A 15,381-nucleotide genomic window follows, 5' to 3' on the forward strand; every position below is an offset into this window, starting at 1 on the left:
ATGTGGGGAGGACCGGTGAACCGTCCTGCGGGCTCGGCGACCGCTTCCGGGCCCTCACAGCCGCGCGAACTCCCGCACCCAGCTCGCCTCGGAGCGAGGGGTGCGCCCGGGCACCAGGCGGCGATCCTCGACGTACCCCTCCTCACGGCCCGTGAGCGCCGTGACCAGCAGTTCCCGGTGCCGGGACAGCTCCTCGGCGTGGGCGGGGTCGGACGCGAGGTCGGTGAGCTCATGCGGGTCCGCCGCGAGGTCGAAGAGCTGCTCGTGGCCGTCGCCGGAGAACCAGATGTACTTGAACCTCGGGGTGCGGATCCACTGCATCGAATGGTGGCCGAGGGAGCCGATCACGTGCTCGCCGTGCAGGTGATCGCGCACGGGCTCGCCGAGGTCGGAATCGGCGTCGGCCCCGCCCCGCAGCGCCGGGAGCAGGCTCTGCCCGTCGACGCCCTCGGGGATCGCGACGTCGGCGAGGTCGAGCAGGGTGGGCATGACATCCCTCAGCTCGACGATCTCGTCGACGGCGCGCGGCCGTGCGCCGTCCTCGCGCAGGGCGGCGGGCACGTGCAGCAGGAAGGGGATGTGCGCGGATCCCTCATAGGCGACGGACTTGCGGTACATGTCGTGGTCGCCGAGCATCTCGCCGTGATCCGAGACGAAGGCGATCGCCGTGGTCTCCAGCAGGCCCAGATCGCTGAGGTTCTCCATGAGCCTGTTGATCTGCAGGTCGATGAACTCGATGCTCCCGTAGTAGCCGGCGCGCACGTCCTGGTGCACCGACTCCTTGCGCGCGCCGAACTCGGCCTCCACCTCGTGGTCCCGACGGAAGCGGTCGAAGCGGGAGACCCATGCGCCCATCGGCCTTCGCACCTGCGGGCGCGAGCGGTACTTCTCCCACAGCCAGCCGGGCGGGTCGAAGGGCGCGTGCGGCCGATGGAACCCCATGTACAGGAAGAACGGGCGCGTCGGATCCCGGCGCTGGAGGAATCGGAAGGACTCGTCGGCCACCCAGCGGGTGGGGTGCAACCGCTCCTCGCGCTCCCACGGGCGCGCGGTCATCGCGTTGCAGCCGATCCCCGTGTCCTGGTAGTCGGCGCGCGGATCACCGGTCTCCCGTCGGAGCCAGTCGACGTAGTCGTCGACCGCGCCCGACGGACCGGACGAGAGCCTTCGCGAGGTGTGCAGGAAGCCGTCGTGCAGGAGGACGTCGTCGAAGCCGCAGCGCGCCCGCTCGGGGAAGACGTGCATCTTGCCCACGCCGAAGGTCTGGTAGCCCGCATCGCGCAGGGTGGACGGGAGGGTCGTGGGATACGCGGCGGGGAAGTCGATCCCCTCGCGGTAGCCGAAGCGCCCGTGCGCCTCCTGGCTCTTCCCGGTCAGCAGCGCGACCCGCGCAGGAACGCACGTGGGGGTCGCCGAGTACGCCTTGGTGAAGCGGAAGCCTCCGCGCGCGAGCTGATCGAGGTACGGGGTGTCGATGTGCTCGTTGCCGCTGATCCCCAGCGCGTCGGCGCGCATCTGGTCGACGCAGACCAGGACCAGGTTGGGTCGGGAGAGAGGCGCGATCGGCTCGATGGACGACGGTGTCATGTGGCCATTGTGTCGCGCACCAGGCGGGTCATGGTCGTCGTGCCGCCGGCGAAGGGCGCCTCGTGGACGACCTGGAATCCCAGCCGTTCATAGAACAGAACGTTGCGGGGTTCCGTGCTCTCCACCCATGCGGGACAGCGGAGCGATTCGAGCCCGGCCCTGACCAGCCGAGCCCCGATGCCGGCACCACGGTGATCTTCGCGCACACCGAGGGTGGCGAGGTATGCACCGTCGCCCGACGGTGCTCCGCTGCGAGCTCGCGTGAAATCCTCTATCACCTCCTGGTTCCTCTGCTCTCCGAGCAGAAGGTGCATGAGGTCCCGAGGGTCGGGCAGCGCGTCGTCGCGAGGGGTTCCTTCGGGAATCCACAGCGCCGCCCCGACGAGAGCGCCCCCGACAGTCGCCCGATGGGCCAGGCCATGGGCCACCAGGCGTTCCACCTGCCGGGAGAAGAACAACGCGATACGGCTCAGACGACGTTCGTCTCGCACGGGGAACATCCACGTCAGCATCGGGTCATCGGACAAGGCTCCCGCGAGGACCGTGCGGATCGACGGCACGTCAGCCATCGTCGCGCAGGTGATCTCGATGCCCGCATCCTCCCCCATGCCATCGAGGGCACAGAGCGGAGGAGACACGGAAGCATGCCCATGCGCCGGGACAGAGGATCATCGGTTGAACGGGTCATCCGCCCGCGGGCTCCAGCTGAAGCCGCGGTCGAACAGCAGGCGTGCCTGCGGGTCCGGGGCGAGCACCAGGTCGACGTCCTTCCCGGTGATGTGGAGGCCTCTTCCCGCCTGCTTCTCGACGCGCAGGGTGAGGGTCAGCGGCTCCTGCGCGTCGAACTCCTCGCGCGTGCTGCCGGGCGTGCGCAGGGGCTTGGCGGTGATCCTGATCCTCTGGACCTCGTCCGAGGGGGCGTCAGACGGCGTGGCCTCCGAGTCGTCGACGCGCTGGTACGTGCCGTCGTACAGCGTTCCGTCCACCAGGCGCAGCTGCATGCGGGAGCGGTCGCCGTAGAGGTGCTCGCCGAAGGCAACCCGTTGCCAGCGGTGGTCCTCGGCTGCCTGTGGAGCGGGAGAGGCCTCATCCTCTCTCACCTGCCACACCCCCGCGGGGGCGGAGCCGTCGGTGTCAGTGGCGCGGGGGAGGGCGATGAGGGACGCGACCGTCACCGCTCCGGCGGCGAGCACCGCGATGACGGCGGCCGTGCCGCTCGCGATCCGGTCCGCACGCCGCCACGGGAGCAGCGTCGGCACCCGTGCAGCGGGGACCGGTCCGTGCCCGAGCATTGCGCGCACCAGACGCGGCATCCACGGGATCAGCACCACGATCCCCACGACCAGCAGCATCGCGGAGAGCTGCTTGACCGGCACGTCGTATCCGAGGTTCAACACGAGCACCAGCGCCATGTCGGCGATCGCGATCAATGCCCCCAGCGGGGCGGTGCGACGCCACAGCAGCGCGATGCCGGCGCCCGCTTCAGCCACTCCCGCGAGGACCTGGAAGAGCGGCGAGAACGCGACCATGCGCCACAGCATCCCCATCGGACTCATCTCCCCGAACGAGATCAGGGAGTCGCCGATGTCGCCGACGCCGAACTGGCCGAGAGTCGTCTTGGACACCCCGTAGACGATCATCATCGCCGCGAGGTACAGGCGCAGCAGCCCGTGGCCCCACCATCCGATGGTCGCGAGCGCTCGATGGGAGCGGCGGGGCGATGCGGCCGTGGGGGCATCCGCCGCGGAGACGACGGCGGGGGTGGGCGCGGGCCCCTCGCCCGCGGCGGATGCGGCGGACGCGGCGGACTCGGGCGGGTCCGACGGAGCGGAGGGCGTCATCGGAGCGGGGGTCTCGGCGCGTGAGGAGTCGCGGTTCTCGGGATCCATGACCACATGTCACCATCGGGCCGTGCCCGCGCGAGTCGGCCGGAGGGCGGTTCGGCGTCAACCGGTCGTCGCATCATCGCGTGCCCCGGATCCGCCGCTCGTCGGATGCGCCGACGAGCGCGTGACGTCGGCAGGGTGCGGGGATCTGCGGCGCCGTGCCACCCGCCGCACCGACTCGCCCACGCCGACCCCTGACCCGCCCTCATGGCGGGGGCGCACAGCAGAAGGGCGGGCCACCGCGCGCGTGCACGATGACCCGCCCTCCCGGTGCGGCGTCCGCCCCCGAGTGCTCAGCCCTGCTGGCCGGGGTGCGCCCACGGCGGCTGCTGGCCGCCCTGGCCGCCGTTCCCCTGCGCCTGCTGCTGCGCGTTCTGCGCGGCGCGCTGGGCGTCGGCCTTGGCCTCCTGGGCCCGCTGAGCGGCTGCCCGACGGGCGGCCTCGGCGCGCTGACGGCGGCTCTCGTCGGCCTCCGCGGAGGCGTCGCCCGCGCCGGCGTCCGAGGCATCCTGCGCGGCCTGCGCCTGGAGCATCGCCGTGCGGATCTCGTCGCCCATCGACCCGACGGTGCCGGGGTTCGAGGGCAGGAACAGCACGTTGGAGCGGCCGTTGCGGGCCACGTCCTGCATGGTGTCGAAGTACTGCGTCATCAGCAGCAGCTGCTCCGCGCTGGACTCGATGCCCACCTTGCGCAGCATCTCGTACTGCTCGGCGATGCCCATGGCGATCGCCTTGCGCTGCGCGGCGACGCCCTCACCCTGCAGGCGCTTGGACTCGGCCTCCGCCTCGGCCTGGGTGACGCGCTTGATCTTGTCGGCCTCGGCGAGGGACTGCGCGGCCACGCGGTCGCGCTGGGCGGCGTTGATCGAGTTCATCGAATCGCGCACGCGCTGGTCGGGAGAGATGTCCTGGACCAGGGTGTTGACGATGTTGAAGCCGAACTCGCGCATGCGCTCGCTCAGCGTGTTCTCGACGCTGCGGGCGATGTCGTCCTTCGATTCGAAGGCCGCGTCGAGCTCGAGGCCCGAGAGCGCCGAGCGCACCGTGTCGAAGACGTAGGACCGGATCTGGTTCTCAGGGTTCGACAGCCGGTAGTAGGCGTCGACGACCTGGTCCTCCTTGATGACGTACTGCACCGCGACCGGCACCGTCACGAACACGTTGTCCTTGGTCTTGGACTCGATGTTGACCTCGAGCTGCTGGATGCGCAGCGAGATCGGCCGGGTCGTGGAATCGACGAACGGCGCCTTGACGTTCAGGCCGGGCGTGGCGACGCGCTTGAACTTCCCGAAGCGCTCGACGATCACGTTCTCCTGCGTGTGCACCGTGAACATGATGCTGGTGCGCAGGCCCCCGAACAGAAGCGCCGCAAGGATGGCCAGGACGACCACCAGGACGACGATCACGATGAGGACGGCGATGGCCCCCTCCATGGGATCCCCTCTCGTTGTGCGTGTGCATCCGGCGCGATCGCGCGGGATGGGACTCAGGTCACGCTACCAGTGGGGAGGGGATCGGCCCAGGTCGCGTCAGGCTCCGTCGACCCCGGCCCCGAGCTCCTCGCGGATGCGGCGCTCGATGCGCGAGGGCGGCACGGGCGGCGCGTAGCGGCGCAGCACCCGGCCCTCGGGCGAGACGAGGAACTTCGTGAAGTTCCAGCTGATGCGGCCGCCGATGAGGCCGCCCTTCTGGGTCTGCAGCCACGAGAACACAGGGTGCGCCTCGGGGCCGTTGACCTTCACCGTCGAGAACATCGGGAAGGTGACGTCGAAGTTCTCGGAGCAGAACACCTCGATCTGCTCGTCCCCCTCGAGCTCCTGGTGGAACTGGTCCGAGGGGAAGCCGAGGACGGAGAAGCCCTGGTGGTGGTGCCTGCGGTGCAGGTCCTCGAGGTCGCGCAGCTGCGGGGTGAACAGGCAGCGAGAGGCCGTGTTCACCACGAGCACGAGCTGTCCGCGGTACCGCTCGAGCGGGACCTCCTCGCCGGTGATCGAGGTGGCGGTGAAGTCGTGCAGGGTGAGGGTGCGCGGGGACGACGCATGGAGGTCGGGCTGTGCCGCCATGGGTGCTCCTCCTCGAGGACGTGGTGGCGTGGTCGCGTGATGGGCGACGGGGCGTGGTGACGTGATGGGGCGATGGGCGTGCGGTGGGCGGGCCGGGGTGGCGTCCGCGGCGAGGAGCGTCGCGTCGGCGCGCGAGGGCCGACGGCGCGTCAGCACCGCGGAGGATGTCGAGAGTGGGGGGCTGCCGACGCGTGCGTCCGCGATCGGGCTACGCCATCGTAACGTGTCCCACTCCACAGAACCTGAGTGCGTCCGGCCGGCGGGACCCCCGGTCGGCCGACGCGCTCAGCCGGGATCGCTCCGCCCGTCTGCGCCGTCCGCCCGCCCGTCCCGTCACGCAGCCCGCGCACCCGCGCACGCGGGGAACCCGCTCACGCGAGGAAGGCGTCGACCTCGTCGCGCGTGGGCGCGGTCGCGGGCCCGCGCCGGGTCACCTTGATCGCCGCGGCGGCGTTCGCGCGGGTCGCCGCGGTCTCCCAGTCCGCACCGAGGGCGCGCTCCGCGAGCAGCACGCCGGTGTGGGTGTCGCCCGCGCCGTTGGTGTCCACGGGGGTCTGCGGGAATCCGGGGAGCGAGGTGCCGCGGCCGTGGTGGAAGACGGTGCAGCCGCGCTCGCCGTCGCGCACGATCACGACGCCTCCCGGCCGGATCCGCCGGTGGAGCGCCTCCGGGGTGTCCTCGAGGCCGTCGCGGTCGGTGAGCGCGAGCGCCTCGTCCGCGTTCGAGGTCCACACGGTCACGAGCCTCAGCACGCGCTCGCGCAGCTCCTCGTCGAAGGAGGCGAAGGGCGCACCGGGGTCCAGCACGACCTCGACGCCGCGTGGGATCTGCTCGAGCCACTCCAGGAGCGGGTCGCGGGTGGGCGCGAAGAAGCTGTAGCCCGAGAGGCACAGCAGATCGCCGGGCTGCGGGTCCAGCCGGGAGAGGGAGGCCGCGGTGATGCGCCGTTCGGCGCCGTAGCCGGTGACGAAGGTGCGCTCGGCGCTCGGCTCGACCAGCACGATGCACTCGGCGGTGTCCTCGTCCGCGATCGGTCCGCTCGCGAGAGCGACCCCGTCGGCCGCGAGGGCCTCGCGCACCAGGTCCCCGTTCGGCCCGGTGCCATGGGCGCCGCCGTGGACGGCCTCGGCCCCGGCGCGGGCGGCCGCGACCAGGATGTTCACGGCGCCGCCGGCGAAACGATGGGCGTCGGCGGCGTTCACGTTGCCACCGCGCGGCGGCAGCGCGGGCACCTCGACGACGAGGTCCACGAGAGCCTGGGCGGTGTGCAGCACGCGGGGCATGGCCCGAGTCTAGGGTGCCGGTCCAGGTGCGGGTCCAGGCGCGGGTCCTCGGGTTCCGGTCTAGGGATGCGGACCCGCGGTGATCTGCCGCCCCCGCGGCGGCGCCGCGAGGCCGACGATCGCCAGCTCGTGGGAGGACGCGATCATGAGCAGGCGGCACATGATCGGCGCGACGAACGCGAGACCCAGCAGGACCAGCAGTACGGAGTCGGTCGCCGTCCCGGGGCCGAGCACCGGCGCGGGCACCAGGCAGAGCAGGCCGAGGACGGGGGTCGTGACGATCCCGCAGGCGCCGAGCAGCGCGAACAGCAGCCGGCGACCTCCGCGCACCACCGCCCCGAGGCGCCCCGTGGTGAGCTCGAGGGAGCGGATCAGCACCAGGATGTCGAGCACCAGCGCCGCGATCGCCAGGAGCGCTGCGAGGACCAGGGCCAGCAGGCTCATGCCGAGCCAGGCGAGGAACACTCCGACCCCGTCGTCGGGATTGCCGGTGGGCTCGCCGGTGAGCTGATCCCCCCAGAGGCCGATGGAGATGGTCGAGGCCAGGGGCACCGCGAGGACGAGGGTGAGCGTGATCCCGACCAGTGCGTCGGCCAGCACGAGCCGACGGGTCCCGACGATCGCGCGCGCCGCCACGGGCGCTGCCGCCCGGAGGGCGGCGGACCGGAGGGGCGGCTGGGGGTCGCTCACGCCTCCAACCTATCCGCCGCGCCGTGCAGGTCCTGTGCATCTGTGGACGGATCCCAGCAGGGTGCAGGACGATGGAGCGCATGGCGTCTGCTTCCTCAATCTCCGAGCCCACACCCACCCGCCGTCGTCGCGGGCCGATCATCGCGGGGATCTCCGCCGTGGTGGTCCTCGCCCTGATCGCCGCCTTCTTCATCGTCCGCGATCGCGCGGGCGACGGGTCGAAGGAGGCGAAGGCGCTGGCCGCAGCCCTCGCGAGCGGTGACTTCAGCGGCGTGACGCTCACGGGCACCGATGCCGCCGGCGCGAAGAAGGAGCGCGAGAAAGCCCTCGGTGATCTCCAGGACGCCACCGGGAAGGCGCCCAGCGTCGACGTCTCGAAGGTCGAGAAGGGGGACGACGGGACGCGCACGGCGACCCTCGACTGGAGCTGGACCCTCCCGCACGACGCCGGGACCTGGGACTACACCACCACCGCGACCCTCACCGAGGACGGGGACACCTGGGCGACGAGCCTGGATCCCTCCGAGCTCGCCCCTGATCTCACGGCCGATGAGACCGTCTCGCTGCGCACCGTCCAGGGGGACCTCGGCTCGATCACCGACCGCGACGGCGACGACCTCTACGGCCCGCGCGAGGTCCGTGTGCTCGGCATCGACAAGACCCAGGTCGACGCCGACCAGCAGCAGGACGCCGCGAAGAAGCTCGCCGATCTCCTCGGCATCGACGCCGACACCTTCGCCGCCTCCGTGAAGAGCGCGGGGGAGAAGGCCTTCGTCCCCGCCCTCACGATCCGCGAGAGCGCCGTGGACGACTACCCGCTCGCCAAGGCGGCCGACGTCCCCGGGTACCACGAGGAGAAGGAGACCCAGCCGCTCGCGGTCACCAAGGACTTCGCGCCGGGTGTCCTCGGCTCCCTGCGCGAGGCCACGAAGGAGGACATCGAAGAGTCCGACGGGAAGATCGTCGAGGGCGACATGGTGGGCAGCGGCGGGGTCGCCGCGGCCGAGCGCGACGCCCTCGTCGGCACCCCGGGCGTCGAGGTCGTCGCGGCGGACGCGAAGACCGGCAAGGAGCGGAAGCTCCATGCGACGGACGCGACCGCCGGCAAGGACGTGCAGACCACCCTCGACACCGACCTGCAGAAGAAGGCCACCGAGGCCATCGCGGACCAGGACTCCGCGAGCGCCGTCGTCGTCATGCAGCCCTCGACCGGTGACGTCCTGGCCTCCGCGCTCGGCCCGACGGGCCAGTCCTACCCGGTGGGCCTCGTGGGCCAGTACGCGCCGGGCTCGACGTTCAAGACCGTGACCGCGCTGTCCCTGCTGCGCGCGGGCGACACCCCCGATACGACCGTCGAGTGCCCCGCGACCGCGAGCGTCGAGGGCCGGTCCTTCAAGAACGCCGACTCGATGGACAAGAGCCTGTTCGGGAAGATGTCCCTGGCCACCGCGATCGCCCACTCCTGCAACACGGCGATGCTGCTGCAGTACGACACGGTCTCCCAGAAGAAGCTGGCCGACGCCGCGACCACCCTGGGCATCGGCCAGGACGCGCCCGAGGGCCTCAGCAGCGCGTTCATGGGGAAGGTCGACCCCGACGACTCGGGCGTCGAGCACGCCGCGGACATGATGGGCCAGGGCCGCGTGCTCACCTCGCCGCTGAGCATGGCGACCGTGCTCTCGAGCATCCAGAACGGCTCGACCGTGCGTCCCCGCATCCTCGCGGACGACGACTCGAAGGCGCCCGATGTCGACAACCCGCTGACGAAGGACGAGACCTCCCAGCTGCAGGACATGCTCCACGGCGTGGTCACCGAGGGCACGCTCAAGAGCACCTTCGGGGATGTGAAGGGCGATCAGATCATCGGCAAGACCGGCACCGCCGAGTGGACCGACGAGAACGGGGACGACAAGCTGCACTCGTGGGTCGTCGTCGCCCAGGGCGATGTGGTCGTGGCGGCCTTCGTCGAGGACGGCGGCTACGGCGCGACCACCGCCGGACCCATCGCCAAGGAGGTCCTGCAGGACGCCCAGAAGCAGGGGTGAGCGCGGGGCCGGCGCCGCTCTCGCGCGGCGTCGGCCCCGCGCCCGCCCGGCCTCGGCCCCGCGCCCGCTCAGACGAGGTCGGCGACGATCGCGGCGAGATTGTCCGGGGCGCCCGCTTCGAGCGTCCGACGGGCCAGGTCCTGGACCGTCCGCTCCGGGGAGGCGCCGGCGAGCAGCGCTTCGCCGAGCGCCTCCGGGGTCAGGACCGCGTGGATCCCGTCGCTCGTGAGCACCAGCCGGTCGCCCGCGGTGAGCGTGCGCGCGATGAGATCGGGCGCCGTGGGAGCGCCGGCAGCGAGCGCGCGGTTCAGCACGGCGCGCCGGGGATCCGCCGCTGCCTCCTCCTCGGTGAGCCGTCCCGCTGCCACCAGCGACGCGACCTGCGTGTGATCCCTGGTCAGCGGCTCGACGTGGCCCTCGCGCACGAGCAGGGCCCGGCCGTCCCCGAGATGGGCGAGCACGAGGCGCTCCCCGTCGAGGACCGCCGCGAGGACGGCCGCGCCGGAGGCGCCGTCGGCCGGGAGCAGATCCGGGAGCGCGGCCCACGCGGACTCGAGCGCGGTGAGGACATCGGAGGCGGGAGGCGTGCCCGCGCCGCCGGCGAGGGCCGTGCGCAGGCTCTCGCCGAGGGCGTCGAGCAGGCGGCCGGAGAGGTCGTCGTCGGCCCCGAAGCCGTCGGCGATCGCGAGCAGGAGACGCTCGCCCGGCAGGTCCTGGACGTGCACGGCGTCCTGCTGCGTCGCGCGCACGCCGCCCTGCTCGAGGACGTGCGCGACGCGGACGGCGGCGGATGCGGTCGCGCTGCGTTCGCCGGCGTGCCCGGGGTGCCCGGTGTGCCCGGTCTGATCAGTGCGCCTGGTGCGTTCGGTGTGGTCGGGGGTCATGGGACTCTCCTCCGTCGGGAGCGTCCGGAGGTCCGTGAGCAGCGAGGCCACCTCGGTGCTGCGGGTGCGGGCGTCGGCCTGCTCCTGCAGCCACCAGGAGCGCAGCTCCTGGCCGGCGGCGTCGGCGGGGAGGTCGCAGATCACGCGGATCCGCTCGAGCCCCATGCCGAGTCCCCGCAGACGGGCGATGAGCAGGGCCCGCCCCACCTGGTCGGCGCCGTAGCGTCGGTACCCGGTGAACGGGTCCACGTGCCGCGGCGGCAGCAGGTCGGAGGCGTCGTACAGGCGCAGCGCCTTCGGGCTGAGCCCGCTGCGGCGGGCCAGTTCCCCGATGCCGAGGATGTCCTCGGGAGCGGTGCGTCCGCGAGCGTCCTGTCCGTCGGTTCCCATCGTGCGGCTCCTCGTCGTGCCGGGCGGTGCGCCCGGGCGTGATGCCCCGGATTCTCCGGTGCGGGGATCTCCCGCACCCCGCACGCTGGTCCCTGCCCCGAGGGGAGGGTCAACGCTCCTGCCCGCGCGCCTCTCCGCGCGCGTCTCCGCGCGCCTCGCCGCGCCGCATCATCCGGCCCACGGTGGAGGCCACCAGACGCGTGGGCAGCACGCGGCGCGTCAGCTGCGCCATCGCGGTGTTCGCCATCCCGGGCACCACGGTCGACGGCGGGTGGCGCCGCGAGAGCGCCTTGAGGGCGGCCTCGACGACCTCGTCGGGCTCCATGCGCGGCAGGCCCGCCGCGGCGGCCTCGCCCGCGACCTCGAAGAACTCGGTCTTCGCGGGGCCGGGGCAGAGGGCGAGCACGCGCAGACCGGCGGAGCGCGACTCCTCCCACAGCGCCTGCGTGAAGTTCAGGACGAAGGCTTTCGAGGCGCCGTAGACGGCGAGGCCGGGGTTCGGCTGGAAGGCGGCGAGGCTCGCGAGGTTCACGAGGATCCCGTTCCCGCTCGCCCGCAGGTCCGGGAGGAAGGTCGTGGTGAGGTCCACGAGCGCGTCGACGTTCAGGCGCACCATCTCGAGGGTGCGCTCCTCGTCGACCCGGTGCAGGGCGCCGGAGTATCCGAAGCCCGCGTTGTTCACGAGCCCGGTGAGGGTGATGCCGCGCTGGGTGAGGTCGCGGCGCAGCGCGGCCGCGGCGCCCTCGCGCGCGAGATCCATGGTCAGCGTCGTGACGGTGACGCCGTGCGCGGAGCCGATCTGCGAGGCGACCTCGGCGAGGCGGTCGGCGCGGCGGGCGACGAGCACGAGGTCGGCGCCGCGGGCGGCCAGCTGGTGGGCGAACTCGACGCCCAGGCCGGAGCTCGCGCCGGTCACCATGACGGTCGCGTTCTCGAGGTGCAGCGGGCGCATGGGCCGGTCCTTTCGGTGGACGGGGCGGGGGAGGGGATGCGGTGCAGGGGCCGACGGGCCCGGCGGTCAGAGCAGTCCGAGCCGTTCGAGGGCGAGGGCGAAGCCGTTCTCGCTCGGGGGCGGGACCACGAGGTCGGCGTGCTCGAGCAGGGCCGAGGCTCCGCCGTCGATCGCGACCGCGGTGCCGGCGGCCTCGAGCATGCCCAGGTCGTTCATGCCGTCGCCCACGGCGATCGCGGCGGAGACGTCGGCCCCCAGGTGCGCGAGGATCAGCCGCATGCCGTCGGCCTTGTCGACGTCGACCAGCTGGAGCTCCCCGGCGTGGGAATCGTCGGTCGCCACGGAGTTCGGCAGCGGCCGCAGGGCGGGTCCGATCTCCCGCGCGAGCACCTCCATCGGCACCGGGCTGCCCCACACGGAGATCTTCGCGAAGCGGTGGGCGGTGAGGTGCTCCGGGGTCTGCACGGAGGCGAGGACCTCGCGCGCGTTGCGCTCGGCGCGGCCGCCGTCGGAGAGCCGCGCCCGCATCACCTCCGCGGTGTGCGGGGTCGTGAAGATCGCGTCGGAGGCCTCGAGGGCGAAGCCGACGCCGTGGCCCAGCAGCACCTCGGCCGCGCGCCGACCGACGTCCTCGGGCACCAGGTGGTCGCACAGGCGCTCGCCGCCGATCTCGACGACCGCTCCGGCGCCCGTGATCGCGCCGTCGAAGAGCTCGCGCACCGCGCGCGGCACCATGCAGATCGCACGCCCCGTGCTCAGCAGCACCGTGTGCCCGTTCGCGCGGGCCCGGCGGGTCGCCTCGATGTGGGACTCGGGCACCACGCCGTGGTCGGCGAAGGTGCCGTCGAAGTCGGTGAGGACGATCCGCGGGGAGGCGGCAGCGGGCATGGGGGACTCCTCCACGGATTCGGGATGCGGCGCGAGAGCGCCGATCAGCACGGTAGCAAGAGGCGGGCGTGCCTGCCGGGGCACCACCGCGCGCCGGGCTCGGCCTCACTCGCCTGACCCGACCGCGCTCGCCCGGCCCGACCGCGCTCGCTCGGGCGGCCGCGCGCTCAGAGCGCGGCGGCGGTCTCGACGGCCTGGCGGATGGCGCGCTCGGCGTCGAGCTCGGCGGCGACGTCGGCCCCGCCGATGACGTGCACGCGCGGCGCGTCCTCGCCCTGCAGGGCGAGCAGCTCGTCGGCGAGGGTGCGCTCGGAGACCTGGCCCGCGCAGATCACGACGGTGTCCACGGCGATCACTCGCTCGCGGGGCCCCGGCTCCTGCCCTTCGGGCCGGTTCTCGGGCTGGTTCTCAGGCCGTCCCTCGGGCTGTCCGTCGGTGACGTGCAGGCCGGCGGCGTCGATGCTGCGGTAGGCGACGCCGCGGTGCTCGATGATCCCGGCGTGGCGCAGCTCGGCGCGGTGCACCCAGCCGGTCGTGCGTCCCAGGCCCTTCCCGATCTTCGAGCTCTTGCGCTGCAGCAGGTGCACCTCGCGGGGGCGGGCCGGTGCGGCGCAGGGACGGGTCGCGACGGCGGCGGAGGCCTCCGCCCCGGGGCGATCCGCGACGGCGAGGGCCGACGGGGCCCGCCCTGCGGACATGGAGGACGGCGTCGATGCGGCCGACGGGGCGAGGCCGCCGCGGAACGCGGCCGGGTCGGCCATGCCCCAGCGCTCGCGCCAGGCAGGCGGGTCCTCGGTGAGGGACGGCTCGGGGGCGGTGAGGAACTCGGCCACGTCCACGCCGATGCCGCCGGCGCCGATGATGGCGACGCGCTCGCCGACCGCCGCGAGGGCCTCGTGGCGGGGCATCGCCAGCAGTTGGGCGTAGCTCAGCACCTGGGGCTCCTCGGCCTCGGCCCCGGCCCCGCTCGTCGTCCGTCCGGCCGTCACGTCCCGCGCCGGTCGTCCGGCCGTCGTCCCGAATCCGGGGAGGTCCAGCACGCGCGGACGCACGCCGGTCGCGATGATCACGTCGTCGAAGCCGCGCAGGGTCTCCGCGTCGGGCCGCGTCTCGAGCCGGACGTCCACGCCCTCGGCGGCGAGCCGCGACTGCCAGGAGCGCAGCGCCTCGGCGTACGCCTCCTTGCCGGGGATGCGCGAGGCGAACAGGAACTGGCCCCCGAGCTGCGAGGACGCCTCGAACAGGGTGACCACGTGGCCGCGCTCCGCCGCGGCGACGGCGGCCTCGAGTCCCGCCGGCCCGCCGCCGACGACAGCCACCCTCCGCCGGCGCGGCACCGGGACGGGCAGCAGCGTCAGCTCGGTCTCGCGGGCGGCGCGCGGGTTCACCAGGCAGCTCGCGCGCTCGCCGGAGAACACCTTGTCCAGGCACGCCTGGTTGCAGGAGATGCACGAGACGACCTCGCGCTCGCGGTCGCTCGCGAGCTTCGCGGGCAGCTGCGGATCGGCGAGGAGCTGGCGCGCCATGGAGACGAGGTCGGCGGAGCCATCGGCGATCACGGACTCGGCGAGGTGCGGGTCGTGCAGACGGTTCGAGGCGACCACGGGAACGTCGACGCTCTCGCGGAGCCGCCGGCTGACCTCGACGAACGCGCCCGACGGCACGGACGTCGCGATCGTGGGGACGCGGGCCTCGTGCCAGCCGATCCCGGTGGAGAGCACGTCCACGCCGATCGCCTCGAGCGCGTGGGCGAGCGCGAGCGTCTCCTCCCAGTCCTGGCCCTCGGGCACGAGGTCGAGCAGCGAGATGCGGTAGGTGAGCAGGGCGCGCGGACCGATCGCCTCGCGCACGGCCGTCGCGACGGCCAGCGGCACCGCGCGGCGGTCCTCGGCCGTGCGCCCGAAGCGGTCCCGACGGCGGTTGGTGCGCGGGGCGAGGAACTGGTTGAGCAGGTATCCCTCGGAGCCCATGATCTCGACGCCGTCGTACCCGGCCTCGACGCCCGCCCGCGCGGCCCGCGCGAAGTCGGCGATCGTGCGGCGCACCCCGGCGCGGGTGAGGCCGCGCGCGCGGAAGGGGGTGATCGGGGACTTCCCGGCCGACGGGGCCGCCGCGAGCGGGTGGAAGGAGTACCGGCCCGCGTGCAGGAGCTGCAGGACGATGCGTCCGCCCGCCTCGTGGACGTCCCGGGTGACCAGGCGGTGCGCGTCCATCCGGCGCGGCCGGACCTGCGCTCCGTGCGGGGTGAGGCGCCCGCTGAGGTTCGGCGAGTACCCGCCGGTGACGATCAGCCCCACGCCGCCGCGGGCGCGCTCGGCGAGGTGCGCGGCGAGCTTCGGGGCGTCGTCCGCCTCGTCCTCGAGGCCGACGTGCATCGACCCCATGACCAGCCGGTTCGGCACGGTGAACGGGCCCAGATCCAGGGGCGAGAGCAGATGCGGGAAGGAGCCCTGGGCGAGCTCGGGCATGGGGACCTCCGGTGGTCCGACGTGGGGGCGGCACGTGATGACGTCTGGACGACGACGTCAGGCGTCAGGACAGGCTACCTGCGGCGAGTGCATCGGGAGGCGAGTGGTCAGGTGCCTCCGTGTCGTCCACAGGCTGATGGTGAGGAGCCGTGGCGATATCGCCACGGCTCCTCACCATCAGCCCTCCCGTGACACGCCGGTCTGCGCCGTTCCACCATCAGGGTCCGTCCCGCTCTGCCCCCTGT

At 73.0% G+C, this 15,381-nt stretch carries 12 protein-coding genes; 1 reads left to right on the forward strand and 11 read right to left on the reverse strand.

Going from position 1 to position 15,381, the window contains the following annotated elements; translation table 11 throughout:
• Nucleotides 1-54 precede the first annotated feature (54 nt).
• The 7 genes from MHY49_RS13235 to MHY49_RS13265 form a co-directional block, all read right to left on the reverse strand.
• On the reverse strand, nucleotides 55-1,587 hold the full coding sequence (locus MHY49_RS13235; protein ID WP_239204810.1) for an arylsulfatase: 1,533 nt from the start codon (nucleotides 1,585-1,587) through the stop codon (nucleotides 55-57).
• Nucleotides 1,584-2,195, reverse strand: a complete 612-nt coding sequence (locus tag MHY49_RS13240) for a GNAT family N-acetyltransferase (RefSeq protein WP_239204812.1) — start codon at nucleotides 2,193-2,195, stop codon at nucleotides 1,584-1,586. The genes MHY49_RS13235 and MHY49_RS13240 overlap by 4 nt, the downstream gene beginning before the upstream one ends.
• A 60-nt stretch (nucleotides 2,196-2,255) precedes the next feature.
• Entirely contained in the window at nucleotides 2,256-3,476 is a 1,221-nt protein-coding gene (locus MHY49_RS13245) for a hypothetical protein (RefSeq protein ID WP_239204814.1), read from the reverse strand.
• 290 nt (nucleotides 3,477-3,766) lie between these two features.
• Nucleotides 3,767-4,906: an SPFH domain-containing protein gene (locus MHY49_RS13250; RefSeq protein WP_200502397.1), complete on the reverse strand. Its 1,140-nt coding sequence runs from the start codon at nucleotides 4,904-4,906 to the stop codon at nucleotides 3,767-3,769.
• A 96-nt stretch (nucleotides 4,907-5,002) separates the two neighbouring features.
• Complete coding sequence (locus MHY49_RS13255; protein ID WP_239204816.1) at nucleotides 5,003-5,536, reverse strand: glutathione peroxidase; 534 nt, start codon at nucleotides 5,534-5,536, stop codon at nucleotides 5,003-5,005.
• A gap of 371 nt (nucleotides 5,537-5,907) precedes the next feature.
• Nucleotides 5,908-6,819, reverse strand: coding sequence for a PfkB family carbohydrate kinase (locus MHY49_RS13260; RefSeq protein WP_239204818.1), 912 nt, complete (start codon nucleotides 6,817-6,819; stop codon nucleotides 5,908-5,910).
• A gap of 60 nt (nucleotides 6,820-6,879) precedes the next feature.
• A complete protein-coding gene (locus MHY49_RS13265; RefSeq protein WP_239204820.1) occupies nucleotides 6,880-7,509 on the reverse strand; it encodes a hypothetical protein in 630 nt (209 codons plus the stop codon).
• 80 nt (nucleotides 7,510-7,589) lie between these two features.
• On the opposite strand from MHY49_RS13265, the gene MHY49_RS13270 reads away from it, so the two are divergent.
• On the forward strand, nucleotides 7,590-9,554 hold the full coding sequence (locus MHY49_RS13270; RefSeq protein ID WP_239204822.1) for a penicillin-binding transpeptidase domain-containing protein: 1,965 nt from the start codon (nucleotides 7,590-7,592) through the stop codon (nucleotides 9,552-9,554).
• Nucleotides 9,555-9,622: 68 nt separating this feature from the next.
• On the opposite strand, the gene MHY49_RS13275 is transcribed toward MHY49_RS13270, so the two are convergent.
• From MHY49_RS13275 to MHY49_RS13290, 4 genes are all read right to left on the reverse strand, one after another.
• A complete protein-coding gene (locus tag MHY49_RS13275; RefSeq protein WP_239204824.1) occupies nucleotides 9,623-10,828 on the reverse strand; it encodes a MerR family transcriptional regulator in 1,206 nt (401 codons plus the stop codon).
• A gap of 109 nt (nucleotides 10,829-10,937) precedes the next feature.
• Complete coding sequence (locus MHY49_RS13280; RefSeq protein ID WP_239204826.1) at nucleotides 10,938-11,780, reverse strand: SDR family oxidoreductase; 843 nt, start codon at nucleotides 11,778-11,780, stop codon at nucleotides 10,938-10,940.
• Between the two features lie 66 nt (nucleotides 11,781-11,846).
• Nucleotides 11,847-12,668, reverse strand: coding sequence for an HAD family hydrolase (locus tag MHY49_RS13285; RefSeq protein WP_239204828.1), 822 nt, complete (start codon nucleotides 12,666-12,668; stop codon nucleotides 11,847-11,849).
• 167 nt (nucleotides 12,669-12,835) lie between these two features.
• On the reverse strand, nucleotides 12,836-15,136 hold the full coding sequence (locus tag MHY49_RS13290; RefSeq protein ID WP_239204830.1) for an FAD-dependent oxidoreductase: 2,301 nt from the start codon (nucleotides 15,134-15,136) through the stop codon (nucleotides 12,836-12,838).
• Nucleotides 15,137-15,381 lie beyond the last annotated feature (245 nt).

It is taken from the genome of Brachybacterium sp. ACRRE (genome assembly GCF_022346485.1).
Taxonomy (GTDB): Bacteria; Actinomycetota; Actinomycetes; order Actinomycetales; family Dermabacteraceae; genus Brachybacterium; species Brachybacterium halotolerans.